At 68.5% G+C, this 21,737-nt stretch carries 21 protein-coding genes; 10 read left to right on the top strand and 11 right to left on the bottom strand.

Features of this window, described 5'->3' with window-relative positions:
- Positions 1-3 precede the first annotated feature (3 nt).
- The 9 genes from H5395_RS07880 to H5395_RS07840 form a co-directional block, all read right to left on the bottom strand.
- Complete coding sequence (locus H5395_RS07880) at positions 4-276, bottom strand: cytochrome C oxidase subunit IV family protein (RefSeq protein WP_182792026.1); 273 nt, start codon at positions 274-276, stop codon at positions 4-6.
- Positions 276-824: a cytochrome c oxidase subunit 3 gene (locus H5395_RS07875; RefSeq protein WP_234450734.1), complete on the bottom strand. Its 549-nt coding sequence runs from the start codon at positions 822-824 to the stop codon at positions 276-278. Before H5395_RS07875 ends, H5395_RS07880 begins: the two co-directional genes overlap by 1 nt.
- Positions 821-2,776, bottom strand: coding sequence for a nitric oxide reductase activation protein NorD (locus H5395_RS07870; protein ID WP_182792025.1), 1,956 nt, complete (start codon positions 2,774-2,776; stop codon positions 821-823). The genes H5395_RS07875 and H5395_RS07870 overlap by 4 nt, the downstream gene beginning before the upstream one ends.
- A 65-nt stretch (positions 2,777-2,841) precedes the next feature.
- Entirely contained in the window at positions 2,842-3,645 is an 804-nt protein-coding gene (locus tag H5395_RS07865) for a CbbQ/NirQ/NorQ/GpvN family protein (RefSeq protein ID WP_182792024.1), read from the bottom strand.
- A gap of 5 nt (positions 3,646-3,650) precedes the next feature.
- Positions 3,651-5,039, bottom strand: coding sequence for a cbb3-type cytochrome c oxidase subunit I (locus H5395_RS07860; RefSeq protein WP_182792023.1), 1,389 nt, complete (start codon positions 5,037-5,039; stop codon positions 3,651-3,653).
- A gap of 16 nt (positions 5,040-5,055) precedes the next feature.
- Positions 5,056-5,508, bottom strand: a complete 453-nt coding sequence (locus H5395_RS07855; RefSeq protein WP_182792022.1) for a cytochrome c — start codon at positions 5,506-5,508, stop codon at positions 5,056-5,058.
- A gap of 108 nt (positions 5,509-5,616) precedes the next feature.
- Positions 5,617-6,495: an FAD:protein FMN transferase gene (locus H5395_RS07850; protein ID WP_182792021.1), complete on the bottom strand. Its 879-nt coding sequence runs from the start codon at positions 6,493-6,495 to the stop codon at positions 5,617-5,619.
- Complete coding sequence (locus H5395_RS07845) at positions 6,495-7,697, bottom strand: NnrS family protein (RefSeq protein ID WP_234450735.1); 1,203 nt, start codon at positions 7,695-7,697, stop codon at positions 6,495-6,497. Before H5395_RS07845 ends, H5395_RS07850 begins: the two co-directional genes overlap by 1 nt.
- Entirely contained in the window at positions 7,694-9,892 is a 2,199-nt protein-coding gene (locus tag H5395_RS07840; RefSeq protein WP_182792020.1) for a NosR/NirI family protein, read from the bottom strand. Before H5395_RS07840 ends, H5395_RS07845 begins: the two co-directional genes overlap by 4 nt.
- A gap of 199 nt (positions 9,893-10,091) precedes the next feature.
- On the opposite strand from H5395_RS07840, the gene H5395_RS07835 reads away from it, so the two are divergent.
- The 10 genes from H5395_RS07835 (at position 10,092) to H5395_RS07790 (ending at position 19,415) form a co-directional block, all read left to right on the top strand.
- Positions 10,092-12,086 carry a nitrite reductase gene (locus tag H5395_RS07835; RefSeq protein ID WP_304612830.1) on the top strand — a complete coding sequence of 665 codons (1,995 nt, stop codon included), beginning with the start codon at positions 10,092-10,094 and terminating at the stop codon, positions 12,084-12,086.
- Between the two features lie 82 nt (positions 12,087-12,168).
- On the top strand, positions 12,169-12,954 hold the full coding sequence (cobA, locus tag H5395_RS07830; RefSeq protein WP_182792019.1) for a uroporphyrinogen-III C-methyltransferase: 786 nt from the start codon (positions 12,169-12,171) through the stop codon (positions 12,952-12,954).
- Complete coding sequence (locus H5395_RS07825) at positions 12,947-13,270, top strand: cytochrome c (protein ID WP_182792018.1); 324 nt, start codon at positions 12,947-12,949, stop codon at positions 13,268-13,270. Before cobA ends, H5395_RS07825 begins: the two co-directional genes overlap by 8 nt.
- On the top strand, positions 13,267-14,460 hold the full coding sequence (locus tag H5395_RS07820; protein WP_182792017.1) for a cytochrome D1 domain-containing protein: 1,194 nt from the start codon (positions 13,267-13,269) through the stop codon (positions 14,458-14,460). Before H5395_RS07825 ends, H5395_RS07820 begins: the two co-directional genes overlap by 4 nt.
- On the top strand, positions 14,457-15,437 hold the full coding sequence (locus tag H5395_RS07815; RefSeq protein WP_182792016.1) for an AsnC family transcriptional regulator: 981 nt from the start codon (positions 14,457-14,459) through the stop codon (positions 15,435-15,437). The genes H5395_RS07820 and H5395_RS07815 overlap by 4 nt, the downstream gene beginning before the upstream one ends.
- Positions 15,434-15,916 (top strand): Lrp/AsnC family transcriptional regulator, encoded by a 483-nt coding sequence (locus H5395_RS07810; protein ID WP_182792015.1) that lies wholly within the window; start codon positions 15,434-15,436, stop codon positions 15,914-15,916. The genes H5395_RS07815 and H5395_RS07810 overlap by 4 nt, the downstream gene beginning before the upstream one ends.
- On the top strand, positions 15,913-16,398 hold the full coding sequence (locus tag H5395_RS07805; protein WP_182792014.1) for an AsnC family transcriptional regulator: 486 nt from the start codon (positions 15,913-15,915) through the stop codon (positions 16,396-16,398). Before H5395_RS07810 ends, H5395_RS07805 begins: the two co-directional genes overlap by 4 nt.
- A gap of 12 nt (positions 16,399-16,410) precedes the next feature.
- A complete protein-coding gene (nirJ, locus tag H5395_RS07800) occupies positions 16,411-17,634 on the top strand; it encodes a heme d1 biosynthesis radical SAM protein NirJ (RefSeq protein ID WP_182792013.1) in 1,224 nt (407 codons plus the stop codon).
- Positions 17,609-19,201, top strand: coding sequence for a nitrite reductase (locus H5395_RS07795; RefSeq protein WP_182792012.1), 1,593 nt, complete (start codon positions 17,609-17,611; stop codon positions 19,199-19,201). The genes nirJ and H5395_RS07795 overlap by 26 nt, the downstream gene beginning before the upstream one ends.
- Positions 19,185-19,415: a hypothetical protein gene (locus H5395_RS07790; RefSeq protein ID WP_234450737.1), complete on the top strand. Its 231-nt coding sequence runs from the start codon at positions 19,185-19,187 to the stop codon at positions 19,413-19,415. Before H5395_RS07795 ends, H5395_RS07790 begins: the two co-directional genes overlap by 17 nt.
- Here the strand turns inward: H5395_RS07790 and H5395_RS07785 are convergent.
- The gene (locus H5395_RS07785; RefSeq protein ID WP_182792010.1) at positions 19,412-20,821 is read right to left on the bottom strand and encodes a coniferyl aldehyde dehydrogenase; all 1,410 of its coding nucleotides are present in this window, start codon (positions 20,819-20,821) and stop codon (positions 19,412-19,414) included. The genes H5395_RS07790 and H5395_RS07785 overlap by 4 nt on opposite strands.
- On the bottom strand, positions 20,818-21,627 hold the full coding sequence (locus tag H5395_RS07780; RefSeq protein ID WP_182792009.1) for an SDR family NAD(P)-dependent oxidoreductase: 810 nt from the start codon (positions 21,625-21,627) through the stop codon (positions 20,818-20,820). Before H5395_RS07780 ends, H5395_RS07785 begins: the two co-directional genes overlap by 4 nt.
- Positions 21,628-21,737 lie beyond the last annotated feature (110 nt).

The following is a 21,737-nucleotide window of genomic DNA, read 5'->3' as shown; positions in this document are numbered from 1 at the left end:
GCGTCACGCCAGCGCATGAAGCACCAGCGCCGCGAGGGCGAAGAACCCCAGCCCCGCGCCGAACCCCCTGCGCGCCGCAGGGTAGCCCGCAAGATCGAGATAGCGGTCAAGGATCACCCGCGCCTTCAGCCAGGCAAGCCCCAGGATCACCGCCCCCGCGGCGGTCCCGGCCCATGGCGGCGCATCCGGGCGCAGCAGCGCCAGGGCGGTCGCAATCCCCGACAGGGCGATCAGCGCCAGCCAGGCCCGGAGAAGGGGATCGGAAAGCCCGCGCATCACAGCAGGTAGATCACGGGAAACAGCATCACCCACACCAGATCGACCATGTGCCAGAACTGGCCCGCGGCCTCGACCGCGGGCGCGCGGGCATGGATGGCGACGATCCCCAGCAGGACCATGCCGGCCACCACATGGGCGGCGTGAAACAGCGTGAGCAGCCAGTAGAAGGTGAAGAAGACATGGGTTTCCAGCCCGATCCCGCGCTGGGCGGCATCGGCGTATTCGATTCCCTTGAGGACAAGGAACAGCCCGCCCAGCAGGATCGCCGCGGCCAGCCAGCGCCGCGCAGGCGCTTGCCGCCCGGCCTCGGCGGCGCGGGTCGCCAAGGCCGCCGCAAGGCCTGAGGTCACGAGGACCATCGTGTTCACCCCCGCCGACAGCCGGTGCAACTGGTCCTGCGCGGCGGCAAAGCCCTGGGGATCGCCCAGCCGCAGCACAAGGAAGATCAGCAGCGCGGCGCCGAAGATCGCGAGTTCGCTGATGATCAGCACCCACATGATCAGCTCGCCGGGCAGGCCGGTGCGGGCATGGACAGCCTCGGTCATGCGCCGACAAGCTGGCGGTAGATATGCGGCAGCGCCTCGGGCAGCTTGTCGGGATGCGGGATCAGCGCGTGCCCGCCCTGCCCGAAGATGCGCGGGAACCAGGACTTGCCGTCGCGGTCCACGGTGATGCCGAAGACCGAATGGCCCGCGCGGCGCGCCTCGCGAACGGCCATGGCGCTGTCCTCGATGCCGTGGCGGCCCTCGTAATGGTCAAGGTCGTTGGGCTTGCCGTCGGTGATGACCAGCAGCAGCCGGCGACGGCGCCCTTGCCCCCCCAGCGTGGCGCTGGCATGGCGGATGCCCGCGCCCAGACGGGTGTAGAAGGCCGGACGCAGCGCCGCGATGCGCGCTTCGACCAGCGAGGACATGGGTTCGTCGAAGCGCTTGCAGGTCGTGACGAAGACCCGGTCGCGTTTCAGCGAGCAGAAGGCCTGCACCCCCACCTGGTCGCCGGTGGCATCCAGCCCCCAGGTCAGGGCCGCCAGCGCCTCGCGCTCGATGTCGATGACGGCGCGGCCGGTGACGGCGCTTTCGGTCGACCGCGAGATGTCCAGCAGGATCGACACGGCAAGGTCGCGGTTCTGCGGCCGCGACTGTTTCCAGATCCGGTCCGAGCCTTCGCCCGAAACGGTGATCCCCACGCGCGACCGCACGGTGAGGTCAAGATCCAGTTCCTCGCCATCGCGGTGGCCGGTGGTGATGACGCGGCCGGGGCGCATCGCCTCGAACTGGCGGCGGACGGCGCGGATGCGGCGGCGCGCGGCGTCGTCGAAGGCCGCGGCCCCGGCTTCGTTCGGCTTGCCCTCGCTGTCCAGCACGCGGGCATGGGCGGGCATGTAGCGGCCCGCCTTTGCGTCCCATTCAGGGTATGTGAAGACGCCCGACAGCGCCTCGCGGTCCACGTCCTCGGGGGCAAGGTCGAGATGCAACTTCAGCCGCGTGGCAGGAGCCTTGCTGATCTGGCCGAGGCCAAGTTCCTCCTGGTCGTCCAGCGCCTTGCGGGCGCTGTCGTCGTCATCGTCATCGACCCGGCGGTTGAGGTTCAGGAACTCGGCCCAACTCAGGATCGCCTCGAACTTGTTGATGATGAGGCTGTCCTTGCGGTCGGCCGCGTCGGCCTGCCTGCGGCGGGCGCGGATGGTGCGTTCCTGATGCTCGCCGGTTTCCACGGCCTCGCCGTCGGCCTCGCGCGTCTCGACCCGGTCGGGGGACGAGGCCGCGCCCGCCTCGGACACCACCCACAGGGGCAGCGGCCGCATCGGCTGATAGCGGCGGGGCGCGGTGAAGCCCGACAGGTCGCCGTCCAGCGCCGCCAGCATTTCGGCGGCGCGGGAGGACAGCGGCGCATCGTCGCCCAGCAGATGCCGGGCCACATCCTCGACCGCCGCTTCTTCGGGGGGCAGGTTTCCACGCGGCCGTCCCGCAAGGATCAGCCCCCGCAACTCGTCGTAAAGCCCCATCAGCCCCGGGGCGGCCTCGGCCACCCGTTCCACGGTCCCCCGCGCTGCCGCCAGCCGCGCCAGATCGCGGCGCAGCGGGTCGTCGCCCGTCTCGACCGGCGCGACCAGATGCGCGGCATGGGCGGCGAGCCACAGATACAGCGCCCCGTTCGCCTCGGGCGTGGGCAGCAGCGCCAGCGTCGCGGGCAGGCGCAGGATGCCGCCGTCGAACTCGGGCACAGGCAGGGCCTCGGCCTCGGTCCCCAGACGGCGCAGCCAACTCAGCCGATGGCGGCTGACGCGATCGCCCGCAGGCCGCATCTCGATCGAGTGATCGCCGCCGAGGCCCCGGAACAGCACCGCAAGCCGGCCCGCGACCTCGGACAGATGCACCCGCGCATCCTCGTGCACCGGCACCGAATCGAACCCGCTGGCCCAGCCGTGCCAGAGCTTGCCGATGCTTTCCTCCGGCTCCCACGGCTCGATCTCGCGCCAGTCCACACGCGCGGCCATGATAGTGCCTTTCTTCTTTGTCCAAATATCCCGGGGGTCCGGGGGCTGGCCCCCGGATCTGCGTCTCAACCTAGAACCGCCACCACCAGATCGGCGAGGCCGCGCTTGATGTCGGCGTCATCCGTCAGCGGCTCGATCATCGCGACCGAGATCGCCCGGTTCAGGTCCATGCCCCCGGCGATCAGCGTCGCCGCATAGACGACCAGCCGGGTGGATACGCCCTCTTCCAGGTCCTGCCCCTTCAGCGCCCGCAGCTTGCCCGCAAGCCGCACCAGCAGGGCCACGCGGCGCTCGTCAAGACCGCTTTCCTGCACGACGATGGCGGTTTCCTGGGCCGCGGGCGGGAAATCGAACTCCATCGCCACGAAGCGCTGGCGGGTGGATGGCTTCAGCGTCTTCAGGATGTTCTGGTAGCCGGGGTTGTAGGAGGCGACCAGCATGAAACCGGGGGCGGCCTCAAGCTCCTCGCCCGTGCGGTCGATGGGAAGGATGCGGCGGTCGTCAGTCAGGGGGTGCAGCACGACCGTCACGTCCTTGCGGGCCTCGACCACTTCGTCGAGATAGCAGATCGCCCCCTCGCGCACTGCGCGGGTCAGCGGCCCGTCCACCCAGACCGTCTCGCCCCCTTTCAGCAGGTAGCGCCCGATCAGGTCGGCCGCCGACAGGTCGTCGTGGCAGGCGACGGTGTAAAGGGGTCGGCCCAGCCGCGCCGCCATGTGCGAAACGAAGCGGGTCTTGCCGCAGCCGGTCGGCCCTTTCAGCAACACCGGCAGGTCATTCTTCGCGGCTGCCTCGAAGACCGAGATCTCGTCCTTCTGGGGCAGGTAGAAGGGGGCGTCCGCCCCCTTCATGTCAGCATGTGCGTTCATCGCGCTCACTCCGCAGGCTCGAGATGAGCGTCCTTGTGGGCCTGCACCGGACCGGGCGTCACCACCTCGCGCCGCACGACGGCGATCGAGTAGATGAACAGCAGCGCCCCCAGCACCACGGCGATGCCCGAGCCGAAGCGCATCCAGTAGAAGATGCCCAACTGGTCCTGCACGTCCATGTAGGCCTCGCCGTTGACCCGCTGCAGGTGCGTCTGCACCGTGCCCGCAAAGGTCAGGGTGAAGGTCATGAACAGCATCCCGCCCGACATCAGCCAGAAGGACGCCATGTTCAGCACCTGGTTATAAGGATCGCGGTTGCGCATGATCGGCATGGCATAGGTCACGATCGCCAGCACCAGGCAGACATAGGCGCCGTAGAAGGCCAGGTGCCCGTGCGCCGCCGTGATCTGGGTGCCGTGGGTGTAGTAGTTCACCCCGTGCAGCGTATGCAGGAAGCCCCAGACGCCGGCGCCGAAGAAGGCCAGCACCGTGCAGCCCAGCGACCACAGCAGGGCCGCCTTGTTCGGGTGGTCGCGCCGCCCCTTCCAGACCATCACGAAGGCAAAGGCCATCATCGCGAAGAAGGGCACGATCTCGAAGGACGAGAAGATGGACCCGACCCACTGCCAGTAGGCCGGCAGGCCGATCCAGTAGTAATGGTGCCCGGTCCCGAGGATGCCCGAGAAGAGCGCGGTCGCGACGATGACATACAGCCACTTCTCGACCACCTCGCGGTCCACCCCCGTCAGCTTCAGCATCAGGAAGGCCAGGATCGCGGCCATGATCAGTTCCCAGACGCCTTCGACCCACAGATGGACGACATACCACCAGTACATCTTGTCCAGCACGATGTTGTGGGGGTTGTAGAAGGCGAACAGCCACAACAGCGCCAGCCCCCAGAGGCCCAGCAGCAGGACGTTGGAAATGGCGGTCTTGCGGCCCTGCAGCACCGTCATGGTGATGTTGTACAGAAACAGCAGCGCGGCGACGGTGATGCCGACCTTGACCCAGGTGGGCTGTTCCAGGAACTCGCGCCCCTGGGTGCCCAGGAAGTAGTTGCCCGAAAACCAGTTGAAGATATAGGTCAGGACCGCGCCCAGCGTGCCCACCACCATGATGACCAGTTGCAGCCAGGCGATGGCGGGCGAATGGATGTCGCGCTCGGCTTCCTCGGGAAGCAGGTAATAGGCCGAGCCAAAGAAGCCCAGCAGCAGCCACACGATCAGCGCGTTGGTGTGCAGCATGCGGATGATGTTGAAGGGCAGGATCTCGGCCAGCCAGTTCGGGTTGACGTAAACGTAGCCCATCATCAGCCCGAAGGTGACCTGCAGCGCGAAGAGCGCCATGGCCACACCGAAATAGGCGTAGGCGATTTTCTGAGTTGCGTATCTCATGGTGGTCCCTCTCGGCTCAGCCGGCGTCGTTCGGCGGCCAGTTCTGGGTGTTCACCGACCCCACGAACCGCAGGAAGTCGGAAAGCGCGCGATGCTCCTCGTCGGTGAGGTTGAAGTTCGGCATCTGCCGCCGTCCCTCGATTCCCGTCGGCATCGCCTCCATCCAGGCGGTCAGGGTTTCCGCCGCCGCGTCGGGGTCGTCCTGCACCCCCCAGCGGCGCATCACGTTGCCCAACTCGGGGGCGAAATAGGCGCCCTCGCCCAGCAGCGAATGGCAGTTCACGCAGCCCTTGTTTTCCCAGACGTGCTTTCCGGCAGCAACGCTTTCGGTCAGGGCAGTCCGGTCTGTCGAGACATTGAGGACATAGATATGGCTGTGGACGGACATCGCGCCGAATATCGCGATGAAGAACAATGACCCGCCATAGAAGACGTTACGGGCCATGCTCTTGGTCATAACGTCGCTCATGGCGGCGGTCCCTTCGAGCAGTTTACACAATCATACGGATAGCGATCATGAGGGACGGGGCCTTGCCCAAAGTCAACGCCCCGTGATCCTTCTGTTCCTCGGCTGAGGCTAAAGGGCCACCAGCGCCTCGATCCGTGCATTAGGGAAAGCCCCGAGCGCACGGTCGATCGCCGGGCGATCCATCAGGATCGCGGCGGTGGACAGCGCATCCGCCAGCGCCGCACTGTCCGCGCTGACCGAGGCGACTGCCCAGCGCGGCCCCTCGCCCCCCGGTCCCATGATATGCGGCCGGTCGCCATCGGGGCCGATTCGCGTGCCCATCGCCGCCGAGGTTGCCAGCGCCCGGCCCCGCAGGGCAAGCTCGCGCACCACGCGGCCATCGGGCGTCTCGATACGGGCGCGCCAGTCGCGCGGGCCAAGGCCGCGGACCTCGCCCGCGTCGATCAGCACATCGGTCAGGTGGTGGCGGGCGGCGACCTCGGCCAGCCTGTCGGCGGCGAACCCTTGGGCGATCCCGTTCAGCGTCAGCGCCATGCCGGGCCGGGTCAGCCGGATTTCACCGGGCGCAACCTGCAGGTCCCGCCAGCCGACAAGCGCCATGCCCGCATCCTCGTCCTGCCCCAGCCGTCGCGCCTGCCACAAGGGCTGCACGGTCGGATCGAAGACCCCTCCCGTCGCCTCATGCACGCGGCCTGCCAGATCCAGCAGGGCCAGCATGTCGTCCGAAGGGTGGCCCAGCCGCCCCAGCGCGTTCATCCGCACCAGCTCGGACCCGGCGAACAGCGAGAACTGCCGTTCGATGGCCCGCAGGCTGCGCTCGGCTTCCGCGAAGAAGGCGCGGGCGGCGGCGGCATCGCCACCCTCGACCGTCAGCGCGACATCCGCGCCCAGCGCCACCCCCTGCCAGCGATGCCGGGCCTGCGCTGCGGCAGGCAGCGCGATCGCGCAGGCCGACATGGCAAGAAAGCGGCGGCGCGGCAGCGTCATCACACGGCCCCCTTTGCGGGGCGCGAGGTGGTCCAGATCGGCCACAGCGCCACCAGGAAGAACGCGAATGCGATGATCCACAGCAGCCCCGCGCCCAAAGTCCCGAGGTCGTGGAACGCCCCCGGCCAGGTCGAGGCCGCCCAGCGCAGGCCCGCCGCCACCGGCATCAGCGCATAGCCAAGCGCGATGGTCGCGGGGGCGCGCAGAGGGCGACCGGAATGGCCGATGCTCGCCCGGCTCATCACTGCCAGCGTCATGCCGCCGATAGCGCCGATGCCGAGGATATGCAGCCCCGCGACCTCGGTTCCGAGGCCCAGCAATGCCAGTCCCCAGACGATAAGGCCTAGCGCCAGCATCCCGTAGCCCGCATGCAGCGCCCAGAGGATCGGCTCGCCCAGCGTGGCCCGCGTCCGCCATCCCGACAGGCGCAGCGCGGCGGCCACCCCCGCCCCAAGCGCGGCGAGGCCTGTCAGCACGGCAGGCGCGGCGACCAGCGCCAGAACGGCGGTCAGGATCGCCAGCGCGATCCCGGCCACGTCGAACCACTTGCGCGATACCGGCGGGGCGACGGCAGGGTCAGCGCGCAGCAGGGCGTTGCGGGTGAAGGCCGGGGTCACGCGGCCGCCGAGAATCGCGATCATGGCCGAAACCGTCAGCAGGCCACCGCGCATCCCCTGCCCCTCGGTCGCCGTCCAGCCCATCCAGTCCAGATGCACCAGAAGGTTGGAAACCCAGACCAGCGTCAGCAGGACGATGAACATCAGGTTCTGCGGCTTGGGCTTCTGCATCAGCATCGCCACCATCCGCGCGCCCAGCACCGGGATGAAGGCGAGATCGACCAGCGCCACCACGCCCGCGGGCAGCGCTCCCGAGAACCAGACAGCGACCCGGCCCGCCAACCACAGCCCGGCGACCAGCGCCACGAAGCGGTCCGAAGGCCCAGTCCCTCCGGTCCAGTTCGGCACGGCGGTCAGGAAGAACCCGCCCAGCGCGGCGGTGGCGAAGCCGAAGATCATCTCATGCGCGTGCCAGGCGACGGGTCCGGGGCCGAAGGGCAGGTCCGTCAGGCCGGCGGTCCAGCACAGCCAGACGGCGATCGCGGCCAGGGCGTAAAGCCCTGCGGCCATGAAGAAGACGCGCCAGCCGTCGCGGAAGATGACGGGAAGGGGCGCGGGCGAAGCGTGAGAGGCAGTCATGGTCATGGAGTCACCTTCTGGGACCGGAAGGCCGGCGGCTGCGCCGGCGAGGCCGCGCCTGCGTGGGCGCCTGCGGGCACCTGCGTCGGTTCAAGCGGTGGGGGAACGGCGGGCGACGCGGGCGCGGTCGGGATCGGGGGCGCGGTAAAGCCTCCCGGCCCGCGCGAGCGGCGCTTGAGGACGGGGCAGGTCGCCTCGTCGTTCATGATGGTCTGGCAGCGCAGGCACATCACGCATTCATTGGCGTTGATGCGTCCCAAGGGGTCGATGGCGCCGACCGGGCATTTGGTCTCGCACAGCCGGCACTCGCGCCCGCACTGGGGCCGGCGCTTGAGCCAGTCGAAGATCTTCAGCTTGGCCGGGATCGCCAGCCCCGCGCCGAGCGGGCAGAGATAGCGGCAGAAGAAACGCTCGATGAACAGCCCCGCCGCCAGCAGCGCCACGGCGAAGGCGACGAAGGGCCAGGGCCGCATGAAGCGCATCGAGATCGCGGTCTTGAAGGGCTCGACCTCGGCCAGGATCAGCGCCTGCTCCATCGAATAGAAGGACAGCGCCACGATCGCCACGAACAGCGAATACTTGATGACCCAGAGCCGTTCGTGCAGCGCCTGCGGCACGGCGACCTGCCTGACCCCCAGCTTCTGGGCGGCGGCGTTCGTCAGTTCCTGCAGCGCCCCGAAGGGACACAGCCAGCCGCAGAAGACGCCGCGGCCCCAGAACAGCATCCCCAGCGCGACGGCGGACCACAGCACGAAGATCAGCGGCGCGACAAGGAAGGTCTCCCACCGGAAACCCGACAGCAACGCGTGCAGGAAGGCCACCACCTGCACGACGGAAAGCTGCGCGCCAAGCCACCAGCCCAGCACCACCAGCGTGAGGGACAGATAGGCCAGCCGCACCTGCCGCCACAGGCCCGCGCGGCGGACCAGCCATTCCTGCGCGAAAAGGACCAGCCCCAGCACCCCCAGCATCGCGCCGACAACGGCGATCTGCGGCTGCTTCTGGATCCAGAACTGCTGCCACAGCGGCAGTTCCGGCGCGGGCGGGGCAGCACGGAAGGCCTGCGGCACCGACACCTCGACCGAGACGGGCAGGCTCAGGGTGCCGCCCTCCGCCGCCGGGCGGGTGTTGGTCACGGTGACGGTGAAGGGCTGCGTCAGGTCGATGCCGCCCTGTTCCGGGTCGGCGTTGATGCGGAACAGGCTGCGTTCGGTGAACCGAGGGACGCCCTCGGCGGCGATGCGGTTGATCTGGGCATAGGCGTCGGCGCTCGGGGTCAGGCTGACCGCCCCTTGGGTGACGGCGATCCGCTCGAAGTTGCCCGCCCGGCGCCAGCCGGTGCCGCGATGTCCACTGACCCCGCGCGAGAAGACCGCCAGCAGCGCCTCGCCCGGCGGCGCGGCGGCCGCGGCCTCGTTGAAGCGCTGCTGGCCAAGCAGGTTCCGCCCGACCGTGGGCGGGTCGATGATGCCGGACCAGAGGTCGAGAAACGGCCCGTCCGAGGGGGTCAGCGGCTGGCGGGCGCTGGCGAAGGCCTGCGCGGCGTCGGCCATGCTGACGTAGGCATGGCCCAGCGCACCCGTGTCCACGATCCCCTGCCAGTCCAGCGGCGTGTAGCTCACGCGGTCGATGACCCCGCCATCGTCCTGCGCGCCGGCAAGGATGCGGGCGCTGCGCAGCAGCCCGTCGCGGATCACCCCCGTGGTGACGGTGGCGCGCGAGATCACGTCCGGCATCTCCTGTCCGGCATCGGCGGGGGCGCGCATGTCAAGGTCGCGAAAGCTGCCCACATAGGCCGCGATGTCGGCGTCCGAGATGCCCAGCGTCAGCACGGGCTCCGCGTGGCGCATCAGTTCGGCGCCCGCGATGCGGCCGTCCGGCGCGACCGCCACCAGCACGTCCAGCGGCCGGCCCGAATAGCCGGTCGAGCCCGCAAGCTCCCATGTCGAGCCGATCAGGCCCAGGGTCCCCTCCTCTGCTTCGACCAGCCAGGCGGGAACCGGCGTTTCCTGCCGGGTCAGCCGGGGCGCCGTGCCGGGGGGTATCTGAAACAGGGTAGCGGCCAGTGCGGGCGTGGGTTCCGCCGGGGCAACCGCCTCGGCCTGCGCGGCCCGCCCGTATCCCGCGTCCTGCGCCGGCGCAGGGTCAGGCGCCAGGACGCACAGGGCGCCCAGCAGCAGGGCCGCGGCCAGAGAAATCATCCGGGTCATGCAATTGGGCAAAATCATCGACAATCCCGTCCGGCCCTTGCTAGCCTGGCGGTCGCGGCAAAGCGTCGCGCCGGGCCGCCAGGCGCCACATTCGCGCAGTTTCATTGCGCCGACCTTAACCGAAGTCAAAGACTTGTGATGCTCTGTCTCTAACGTCACCCGTGCCTCACCAGCAGAACGGAGAATTTTCATGAAGTTCCCAGCGCATACGGCCAGGACGTCGCTTCTGGCGTCTGCGGCACTGGCCCTGGTTTTCGGCGCGGGAATCGCGGCGGCCCAGACCGCCGACCCCGCGACCGCCGCACCGGCCGAAGCCACAGCCCCCGCCAATGACGCAGCCGCGCCGGCCGCGACCGCGGCAGACAGCGGAACGGCCCGCGATGCGGCAGGCACCGAGGCCGCCGCCGAACTGAACTCCGTCACCGGCCCCATCGCCGGCCCGGACACCACCGTCGAGGAACTGCCGCGCTCGGAAGGTGCCCAGTTGCCGACCGAGGAACAGAAGGTGCTGGAATCCGAGGTCGTCGACCATACCTCGAAGCCCCAGGATCAGTATGAACCGGCCCTGACCACGCTGGCGCAGGAACAGCTTCCCGTTCCCGGCGCCCCCGAGGGCATCCCGACGCTGACCCAGGCCCAGTTCGACGAGGCCAACACCATCTACTTCGAACGCTGCGCGGGCTGCCACGGCGTGCTGCGCAACGGCGCGACCGGCAAGGCGCTGACGCCCGACCTGACGCGCGAGCTGGGCTTCGACTACCTGCACAGCTTCATCGAATACGGCTCTCCGGCCGGGATGCCGAACTGGGGCACCTCGGGCGAGCTGTCGGCCGAGCAGGTGACGCTGATGGCGAACTACCTGCTGCTGGACCCGGCGGCGCCGCCCGAATGGGGCATGCCCGAGATGCGCAACACCTGGCAGGTCATCGTCCCGCCGGAACAGCGCCCGACCGAGAAGCAGAACGACTGGGACATCGAGAACCTGTTCTCGGTCACGCTGCGCGACGCGGGCCAGATCGCCCTGATCGACGGCTCGTCCTACGAGATCCGCAAGGTCATCGACACCGGCTACGCCGTCCACATCAGCCGGCTGTCGGCCTCGGGCCGCTACCTTCTGGTGATCGGCCGCGACGCCAAGGTCGACATGATCGACCTGTGGATGGAAGATCCCTCGATCGTCGCCACCATCAAGATCGGGATGGAGGCGCGTTCCGTCGAGACGTCGAAGATGGAGGGCTGGGAGGACAAGTATGCCATCGCCGGCGGTTACTGGCCGCCCCAGTATGTCATCATGGATGGCGCCACGCTGGAACCGCTGAAGATCGTCTCGACCCGCGGCAACATCTATGACGAGCAGACCTACCACCCGGAACCCCGGGTGGCCGCGATCCTGTCCTCGCACTACCGGCCCGAGTTCCTGGTCAACATCAAGGAAACCGGCAAGATCCAGCTGGTGGACTACACCGATCTGAAAAACCTGAAGATCACCGAGATCGAGACCGAGCGCTTCCTGCATGACGGCGGCCTTGACGCCTCCAAGCGCTACTTCATCACGGCGGCGAACGCCCGCGGCAAGCTGGTGGTCATCGACACCAAGGAAGGCAAGCTGGCGGCGATCACCGAAACCGGCGGCGAGACCCCGCATCCGGGCCGCGGCGCGAACTTTGTCCATCCGACCTACGGGCCGGTCTGGGCGACCTCGCACCTGGGCGACGAATCGGTGGCGCTGATCGGGACCGACCCGGAAGGCCGTGCCGACGAGGCGTGGAAGATCGTGGACAGCTTTCCGGCGCTGGGCGGCGGCTCGCTCTTCGTCAAGACGCATCCGAACTCGAAGTATCTCTATGTGGATGCGACGCTGAACCCGGATGCGGCGATCTCGGGCTCGGTCGCGGTCTTCGACATCACCCAGATGCCGGGCGACGGGTCCGACCCCGAGATCATCACCCTCAACATCGCGGAAATGGCCGAGATCACCGAAGGCCAGCCCCGCGTGGTGCAGGGCGAGTTCAACAAGGAAGGCACCGAAATCTGGTTCTCGGTCTGGAACGGCAAGGACCAGGAATCGGCCATCGTCGTGATCGACGACAAGACGCTGGAACTGAAGCACGTCATCAAGGACGAGCGTCTGGTCACGCCGACCGGCAAGTTCAACGTCTACAACACGCAGAACGACGTCTACTGATCGTCTGACCTGCAAAGGGGGCGCGCGGTGCAACCTGCGCGCCCCACCTCTCCCCAGCACAAAGCCGCAAGGGAAAACGCATATGGCGGGCAAGGTTTATCTCATCGGCGCAGGGCCGGGCGATCCCGAACTGCTGACGGTCCGCGCGATGCGCCTGCTGCAATCGGCCGAGGTCGTGGTCCACGACCGCCTCGTCAGCCCCGAGATCATGGCGCTGCTTCCCCCTTCCGCCCGCCGCATTTCCGTGGGCAAGTCCGCTGGCTTCCATTCCGTCCCGCAGGACCAGATCAACGAGCTTCTGGTCCGCCTTGCGCGCGAGGGCCACACCGTCCTGCGCCTGAAGGGCGGCGATCCCCTGATCTTCGGCCGGGGGTCGGAAGAGGCCGAGGAGCTGGCCGCCGCAGGCGTTGCCTATTCCTATGTCCCCGGCATCACCGCCGCCCAGGGCGCGGCCTCTTCGACCGGGGTGCCGCTGACCCATCGCGGGCTGGCCACCGGTGTGCGCTATGTCACCGGTCACCGCGCCCGCGACGAGGTGCTGGAGCTTGACTGGGAAAGCCTCGCCGATCCCGAAACCACGCTGGTCGTCTACATGGGCGCGGCGAACATGGCGGAAATCGCCGCCCGGCTGATCGCCGCGGGAATGCCCGTGGACCTGCCGGTACTGGCCGTGGCTCATGCCACGACGCCGCGCGAGGCGCGGATGCGGTCCAACCTGACCCAGATCGGCGCCGACCTTGCGCGCGCGCCGATGGAGGCGCCGGTCCTGTTCATGATCGGTCGCGTCGCCGGCCTTTACGACACCGCCGCCCTGCCCCTGCCGCGCGAGCTTCGCGGCACGCATCTGCGTGTGGTGGGGAATGGCTGACGCATGGCTGATCGGCGCGGTCATCGCGGCGGTGGCCTCAGCGGCGGTGGCGGCAACCGAGATCGCGCCCCCGCGGCAGGCCGAACTTGAACATATGGTGATCCAGGACTGCGGCTCTTGCCACGGCCTGACGCTGAAGGGAGGGTTGGGCAAGCCCATCACTCCCGCCGACCTGGCGGACCACGACCCCGAGGGACTGGCCGCGATCATCCTCGACGGCGTCCCCGGAACGGCGATGCCGCCCTGGCGTCCCCTCATCACCGAGGCCGAGGCGCTGTGGATCGCCGACTACCTGATGAAGGAGAAGACCGAATGATCCGCGCCTGCCTCGCCGCCCTCGCGCTGGCCCTGCCCATGGCAGCCAATGCTCAAGGTGCCGCAGAGTCCGCCGCCCTCGCTGGTCCCTCTGACGAACCGCGCGGAACGGGCGACCTTGGCGTGGTGATCGAGCGGGCGACGGGATCGGTCCTTGTCGTGGACCAGTCCGACCGGGCTGCCCTGTGCCGGGTCGAGGGGCTGGGGGATCTCTCGCACGCCTCGCTGACCTTCTCGCCCGACGAACGTTTCGCCTATGTCTTCGGCCGCGACGGCGGACTGTCCAAGGTGGATATCCTGACCTGCAGGCTGGAAAACCGCGTCGTGCAGGGCGGCAACGCGATCGGCGGCGCGATCTCGGACGACGGCAGGCTGGTCGCGGTGTCGAACTATGAACCCGGCGGGGTCAAGGTCTTCGACGCCGACACGCTGGAGCAAGTCGCAGACATCCCGATGGAGTCGAAGACGGTCGGACTGGCCGATGCGCCGGGTTCGCGTTTCGTCGTGGCGACGTGGGACACGGGCGAGGTCTGGGTGCTGGATCACTCCGCCGACCCAGCGAACCCGCAGATCACCCGGATCGAGGGCGTGGGCGCGAACCCCTATGACGCGCTGATGACCTCGGACGGGCGGACCTACATCGTGGGGCTGTTCGGGGAAAAGGGCCTGACCACCATCGACCTGTGGGCCGACCCGCCCCAGCCGCGCCGCATCCTGCCCGATTACGGCAAGAACGAGCCCGACCTGCCCGTCTACAAGATGCCGCATCTGCAGGGCTGGACGCTTGCAGGGTCCACCTATGCCCTGCCCGCCGTGGGGCTGCACCAGGTGCTCTGGGCCGATGCCGAAAGCGGCGAGGAAACCGGCCGCACCGCTGTCGCGGGCCAGCCGATCTTCGTCACCGCCCGCCCCGACGGGCGCGAACTGTGGGTGAACTTCGCCATGCCCGACAACGGCACCGTGCAGGTGATCGACAGCATGACCCATGAGGTGAAAGAGACGCTGGAACCCGGAAACGGCATCCTGCACATGGAGTTCACGCCGCGCGGGCGAGAGGTTTGGCTCTCCGCCCGCGACGACAACAAGGTCGTGATCCACGACGCCCGCACCTACGAGAAGCTGGGCGAGATCGAGGCGCAGGCCCCTTCCGGCATCTTCTTCACTGCCCGCGCCCACAGGACCGGGCTATGACGGAACTTTCGCCCGACTGCCTCGACACCCGACTGCTGGACGAGTTTCAGCGCGATCTTCCCCTGGTCCCCCGACCCTTTGCGGCAATGGCCGATGCTTTGGGGACGACCGAGACGGACGTGCTGAACCGGCTGCAACGGCTGCAGGACTGCGGCCGGATCAGCCGCGTGGGCGCGACCTGCCGGCCGAACACGGCGGGCGCCTCGACGCTGGCGGCGCTGGCGATCCCCGAGGACCGCATCGAGGAGGTCGCGGCGGTGGTCAGCGCCGAGCCGGGCGTGAACCACTCCTACCTGCGCGAGGACCGTTGGAACCTGTGGTTCGTCGCCACCGCGCCCTCGGAACCTGAGCTTGCCGCCTCGCTGGCCCGGATCGAGACGGCCTCCGGCCTGCCGGTCCTGTCGCTGCCGCTGGTGCGGCCCTTCAACATCGATCTCGGCTTCCGCCTGCGCGGCCCGCGCCAGCCGCTGGGGCTGGACCGCGCCCCCGACATGGACGTGCTGCGCGAGGACGACCGCCCGCTGATGCAGGCGCTGTCCGATGGGCTGGACCTCGTCCCCATCCCCTTCGCCGTGCTGGCCGAACGGCTGGGTCGCGACGAGCCCGAGGTCATCGTCCGCATCAAGGCGTTGGCCGAGGCTCGCATCCTGACCCGAGTTGGCGTGATCGTGCGCCACCGGGCGCTGGGCTGGGCGGCGAATGCGATGGTGGTCTGGCAACTGCCCGAAGGTGCCATCGAAGCCGCAGGCCGGGCGCTGTCGCAGGTGCCGGGGGTGACGCTCTGCTACCAGCGCCGGCTTGTGCCGGGTGTCTGGGACTGGCCGCTGTTCTGCATGATCCATGCCCGCTCGCGCGAGGAAGCGATGGAGGTGCTGGACCGCGCCCGCGCCCTGCCGGAACTGGCCGGGTTGCCCCACAAGATCCTGTTCTCGACCCGCTGCTTCAAGCAGCGCGGCGCATTGATCGAGGCCGCATGACCCGACCCTCCCGCACCGTCCTGCCGCCCGAGGCGCTGGACCCGACCGACCGCACCATCCTGAACGCCCTGCAGGACGGCTTTCCCCTGACCCCCCGCCCCTATGACGACGCGGGCGCGGCACTTGGCATCACCGGCGAAAATCTGATCGCCCGCCTGACCCGGCTGCGGGACCTGGGCGCGATCACCCGATTCGGTCCCTTCTTCGACGCGGCCGCGATGGGCGGGGCCTTCTGCCTTTGCGCGATGGCCGTGCCCGCCGACCGCTTCGACGAGGTCCTGACCAAGGTCAATGCGCATCCCGAGGTCGCGCATAACTATGAGCGCACCCACGCGCTGAACATGTGGTTCGTGCTGGCGACCGATGTGCCCAAGGGGATCGAGCGGACGGCGCAGGCGATCGAGGACGAGACGGGGCTGAAGGTGATGCTGTTTCCCAAGCTGGAAGAATATTTCATCGGCTTCCGGGTGCAGGCATGACCCCGCTCGACGCCATCGACCGCCAACTCATCCGGGCGACGCAAGCCGGGCTGCCGCTGGTGGCCGAGCCTTACGCCGCGGTCGCGGAAGCCGTGGGGCTGACCGAGACCGAGGTGATCGCCCTCCTGTCCGCGATGCAGGACCGGGGCATCATCCGCCGCATCGCTGTCGCCCCGAACCATTATGCGCTGGGCATGACCGCCAACGGGATGAGCGTCTGGGACGTGGCCGACGACCGCATCAGCGAACTCGGCGCCCGGATCGGGGCGTTGCCTTTCGTCACTCATTGCTACCAGCGCCCCCGCGCCCTGCCAGACTGGCCCTACAACCTGTTCGCCATGCTACACGGCAGCAGCCGCGAGGAAGTCGAGGCCAAGCGCGGCGAAGTGTCCGCCATCCTTGGTGACACTTGCCGGGGCCACGATATCCTCTATTCGACCCGCATCCTGAAGAAGACCGGGCTGCGCCTGCGCGATGAATGAAAGGGGCCGCCCATGTTCCGCCTGACCCAGTATATGCACCAGCTTGTCGAGCCGTCCCCTGTCCGGCGTCGCGGCACGCCCGGATCGGTCAAGCCGGTGGTGATCTGGAACCTGACCCGGACCTGCAACCTCAAGTGCCGGCATTGCTATACCGTGTCCTCGGACCACGTCTTTCCGGGCGAGCTGACCCATGAGCAGGCGCTGGGCGTGCTGGACGACCTGTCGGCCTTCCGCATCCCCGCCCTGATCCTGTCGGGCGGCGAGCCGCTCAGCCGCTTCGACTTCTGGGAACTGGCCGAACGGGCGCGTGAGTTGGACTTCCGCCACCTGTCGCTGTCCACCAACGGCACGAAGCTGGGAGAGCCGGACGTGGCCGACCGCGTGGCGGCGCTGGGCTTCGACTACGTGGGGATCAGCCTCGACGGGATCGGGGCCACGAACGACTGGTTCCGGGGCGTCGAGGGCGCCTTCGCCAATGCCTTGGCGGGCGTGCGCGCCTGCAAGGCGAGGGGCGTCAAGGTCGGGCTGCGCTTCACCATCACCAAGGACAACGGCGACCAGTTGCCGCAGATGCTCGACCTGTGCGAATCCGAAGGCGTGGACAAGTTCTACCTGTCGCACCTCGTCTATGCCGGCCGCGGCGACAAGCACCGGGGCGAGGATCAGGAACACGCCCATACCCGCCGCGCGATGGACCTGCTGATCGAGCACGGCTGGGACGCGGTGTCCAATGGCCGCCCGCTGGAGATCGTGACGGGCAACAACGACGCCGACGCCGTGTGGTTCATGCGCTGGGCCGAACGCAACTTCGATGCCGCCACTGTGGCCCATGTCCGCGAGCATCTGGTGGCTTGGGGCGGGAACTCCTCGGGGCTGGGCGTCGCCAACATCGACCCACAGGGCAAGGTCCATCCCGACACCTACTGGTCGGACTACACGATCGGCTCGGTCAAGGAAAAGCCGTTCACCGAATGGTGGACGGGGGACGATCCGATGCTGGCCACGCTGCGGACCCGCCCGCGCCCGCTGAAGGGGCGCTGCGGCGCCTGCGCCTTCAAGGACGTCTGCGGCGGCAACACCCGCATCCGCGCCCTGCAACTGACCGGCGACCCCTGGGCCGAGGACCCGGCCTGCTACATGTCCAATGCCGAGATCGGGGTCGAGGACGACCTCGAACGGCTGACCGTGACGCCCTTCCGTGGAAAAAGCCATGACCCCGCGCATCGTTTCTTCTGAAAGACGCCTCCGGCGGGGATATTTGGGGCCGAAAGACATCCTCTGTGCAGCAGCCTTGGCGCTGGCCCCGCTGGCGGCCTGGGCCGATGCGGCGGCGGATTATGCCGAGCATTGCGCGTCCTGCCATGCCGAGAACCGGCTGGGCGGCACCGGCCCCGCGCTGATCCCCGACACGCTGAAGCGCGTGCGCGGCATTGACGAGGTGATCGCCCACGGTCGCCCCTCGACCCAGATGGAGGGCTTCGCCGACGAGCTGTCGCCCGAGCGCATCGCCGCGCTGGTCGAGTTCATCAAGTCCCCTCTGGCCGAAACCCCAAGCTGGACCGTCGCCGACATCGAGGCGAGCCGCGAGATGGCCTCGGACTACACCCCCGCCGAGAAGCCGGTCTTCACCGCCGATCCCATGAACATCACGCTGGTAGTCGAGACGGGGGACCATCACGTCAGCGTGCTGGACGGCGACACCTTTGACGTGCTGGACCGCTTCGGCACGCCCTATGCGGTGCATGGGGGACCGAAGTTCTCGCCCGACGGGCGCTATGTCTTTGTCATGTCGCGCGACGGCTGGGTCGAGAAATACGACATCTGGTCGCTGAAAGAGGTGGGCCGCGTCCGCGCGGGCCTGAACAGCCGCAACATCGCCATGAGCCATGACGGCCAGTGGCTCGCCGTCGCCAACTACCTGCCGCAGACACTGACGATCCTGTCTACCGAGACGCTGGAACCGGTGCGCGTGATCGATGTGGCGGCCCGCGACGGCACCCCCAGCCGGGTCAGCGCGGTCTATCAGGCGCCCGAACGGAAAAGCTTCATCCTTGCGCTGAAGGACGCGCCCGAGATCTGGGAGGTGGCAACCGACCCCGAGGCCGGACCCTATTACGACGGCTATGTGCATACCTACGAAAAGGACGCGATCGAGGCCTTCGGCGCGCAGGAGGGGCTGTTCGCCCGCCGCCGCATCCGCACGGAGGAGCCGCTGGACGATTTCTTCTTCGACCCCGGCTACAAGAACCTGATCGGCACCAACCGCGAGGGCACCAAGGGCGTGGTCATCAACCTGACCAGCGGCGGCAAGGTGGCCGAATTGCCGCTGCCGGGGATGCCGCATCTGGGATCGGGCATCACCTGGGACCGCGAGGGCCACAAGGTCATGGCCACGCCGCACCTGAACGAAGGCGTCTTGTCGGTGATCGACATGACCGACTGGACGCTGGTGAAGCAGATCGAGACCAACGGCCCCGGCTTCTTCCTGCGCAGCCACGAGACCTCGCCTTACGTCTGGGCGGACGTGTTCTTCGGTCCCCACAAGGACGAGGTCCATATCATCGACAAAGAGACGCTGGAAATCGTCAAGACCGTGAACCCCGCCCCCGGCAAGACCGTGGCGCATACCGAGTTCACGAAGGATGGCAAATACGCGCTGGTCTCGATCTGGGAGGATGACGGGGCGGTCGTCGTCTATGATGCCAAGACGCTGGAGGAGGTGCGGCGGCTGCCGATGCGCAAGCCCTCGGGGAAATACAATGTCTGGAACAAGATCACCTTCTCGGATGGAACCAGCCACTAAAAGGAACCTGCTGCGGCTGGGGCTGATCCTGTCGCCCTTCGTCTGGGGTGCGGTGGCGATCAACCTGTTCATGCTGGGGCTGATCGCGGCCTCGGTCGGCTGGCCGAACCTCTCGCCCATCGCCACGCTGATCGTCGCGGTGCCGCTGGCGGTGCCTGCCACCTGGCTCGCCACCCGCTGGGTCGGCGGGCTGCTGGACGAGGCGGAACGCTAGCGAGAGGCGCCGCGCCGCGCGATTGCCAGCATCGCCCCGATCAGCCGCCTGCGCGCGGCCCAGGGCGGACGGGCCAGCGCCGTCCCCGCCCATCGCGCCTGCGCCATCACCGGACGATTCTTGGAAAAGCGCGCGAAGCCATCAAAGCCGTGATAGGCGCCCATGCCGCTGTCCCCCACGCCGCCGAAGGGCAGGTTCTGCTGGCCCACGTGGAACATGCAGTCGTTCAGGGTGACGCCGCCCGACATGCTGCGGGCCAGCACCAGATCCTGCCTGGCGCGGTCGTCGTCGAAATAGTAGAGCGCCAGAGGCCTTGGGCGGGCGTTCACATGGTCCAGCGCCTCCTCCAGTGTGGCCGCAGGGATGACCGGCAGGACGGGGCCGAAGATTTCCTCGCGCATCAGGCCGATGTTCTCGGGCGCGTCGAAGACCAGCGTGGGCGGCATGATGCGGCCGTTCGCGCCGGGCGGCACGGGGGCCAGTTCCACCACCCGCGCTCCGCCTTCCCGCGCCTCGGCAACAAGGCCCTGCAGCCGCGCCAGGTGCCGGTCCGAGATGATCCGCGCGTAATCGCCGTTCAGTCCGTTGGGGAACATGGCGGTGACGGCGCGGCGGGCCTGCGCCTCGAACTCGGCCATACGGGCGGGCGGGACCAGCGCATGATCCGGCGCAACGCAGGTCTGTCCCGCGTTCAGCAGCTTGCCCGCCATCAGGCGCGGCACCGCGCGGCTCAGATCGGCGCTGTCGTGCAGGATCGCGGGCGACTTGCCGCCCAGTTCCAGCGTGACCGGGGTCAGGTTGTCGGCCGCGGCCTGCATCACCTCGCGCCCTACGCGGGTCGAACCGGTGAAGACGAGGTGATCCAGCGGCAGCCGCGTCATGGCCTGCGCCAGACCGGCATCCCCCGTGACGACTGCCACCTGCTCGGGCGGAAAGGCATCGGCCACCAACGCCGCTAGTGCCTCGGCCGCGCGGGGGGCGATTTCCGAGGGCTTGACCAGCACCCGGTTTCCCGCGGCGATCGCGTCTACCGCCGGCCCGAGCGTCAGCAGCACAGGATAGTTCCAGGCCCCGATCACACCCACCACCCCAAGCGGCTGGTATTCGTGGAAGGCCCGCGCCGGCCACAGGAAGCGCGAGCCCGGAACCCGCCTGCGCCGCATCCAGCCGCGCAGGTGGCGGCGGGCGTGGGCGATCGCGTCGTAAAGCGGCAGCAGTTCCAGCAGCCGCGTTTCCGCCGCCGGGCGGCCGCCGAAATCCGCATCCACCGCCGCGATCAGCGCCGGTTCATGCGCGCGGACTGCCGAGGCCAGCCGAGCCAAAGCCTGCCGTCGCGTATTCAGGTTGGGGCGCGGGTCGGCGGCGAAGCCGGCGCGCTGGCGTTCGAAGATCTCGGTCAGGGTCATTCGCGCCCCCGGAAGCGGTCCATCGAGCCGTAGATGCCGAAGAGCCGTCCAGCCAGCGCGTCAAAGGCGCGCACCGGCATGATCCCCTTGAGGAAGGGCAGAAAGTTCACCAGCCCCGGCAACCGCAGGAAGATCCGGTCGCGGCGGATGGCGCGGAGGATGGCGTCGGCCACGGCCTCGGGGCGCAGGACGGGGATCAGGCGCAGCTTCGCGCCCGCGAACATCCCGGTGTCGATGTAGGTGGGGGTGACGGTGGTCACGCGGACCCCGGTCCGGCCTGCCTGCATTTCCAGCCGCAGCGAATCCGACCAGCCGATCAGCGCCCATTTGCTGGCGCAATAGACTGACATGTTCGGGTTCGACAGCATCCCCGCGGCCGAGGCGATGTTGACGATGTGTCCCCGCCCTCGCGCGACCATCCCGGGCAGGAAGGCTCGGGCGACCAGCATCGGCGCGATGGCGTTGACCTCCATCGTGCGGCGGATGTCGGCCTCCGTATGGACGGCGAAGGGCTTGCCCAAGACGATGCCTGCGTTGTTCAGCAGGATGTCAGGGGCAAGGCCCTGCGCCTCGGCCTCGGCCACTGCCGCTGCAATCTCATCCGGCCGGGACAGGTCCAGGCGGGTGCCTGTGACGTCGAGCCCTTCGGCGTGGAACCCGGCCACGGCGCGGTCCAGCGCCGCCGCGTCGATGTCCCACAAGGCCACCCGCGCCGCGCCCGCAGCGAACATCCGCCGCGTGACCAGAAGCCCAATCCCCGATGCGCCCCCTGTCACCAGCGCCGTGGCGCTCTTGATCTCGGTCATCCTCAGCCCCTTGTCCCGCCGTCCCCGATTATACGCAGGGGCGGAGGTGGCGGGAGAGGACGTGGCGTCAGCGCCAAGGCGCGCAAAGATCGCCAAGCCTGTTTCATATG

It is taken from the genome of Paracoccus sp. MC1854 (genome assembly GCF_014164635.1).
Taxonomy (GTDB): domain Bacteria; phylum Pseudomonadota; class Alphaproteobacteria; order Rhodobacterales; family Rhodobacteraceae; genus Paracoccus.
The sequence above is the reverse complement of the archived record's forward strand: the minus strand, read 5'-3'. Positions and strand labels throughout refer to the sequence as shown.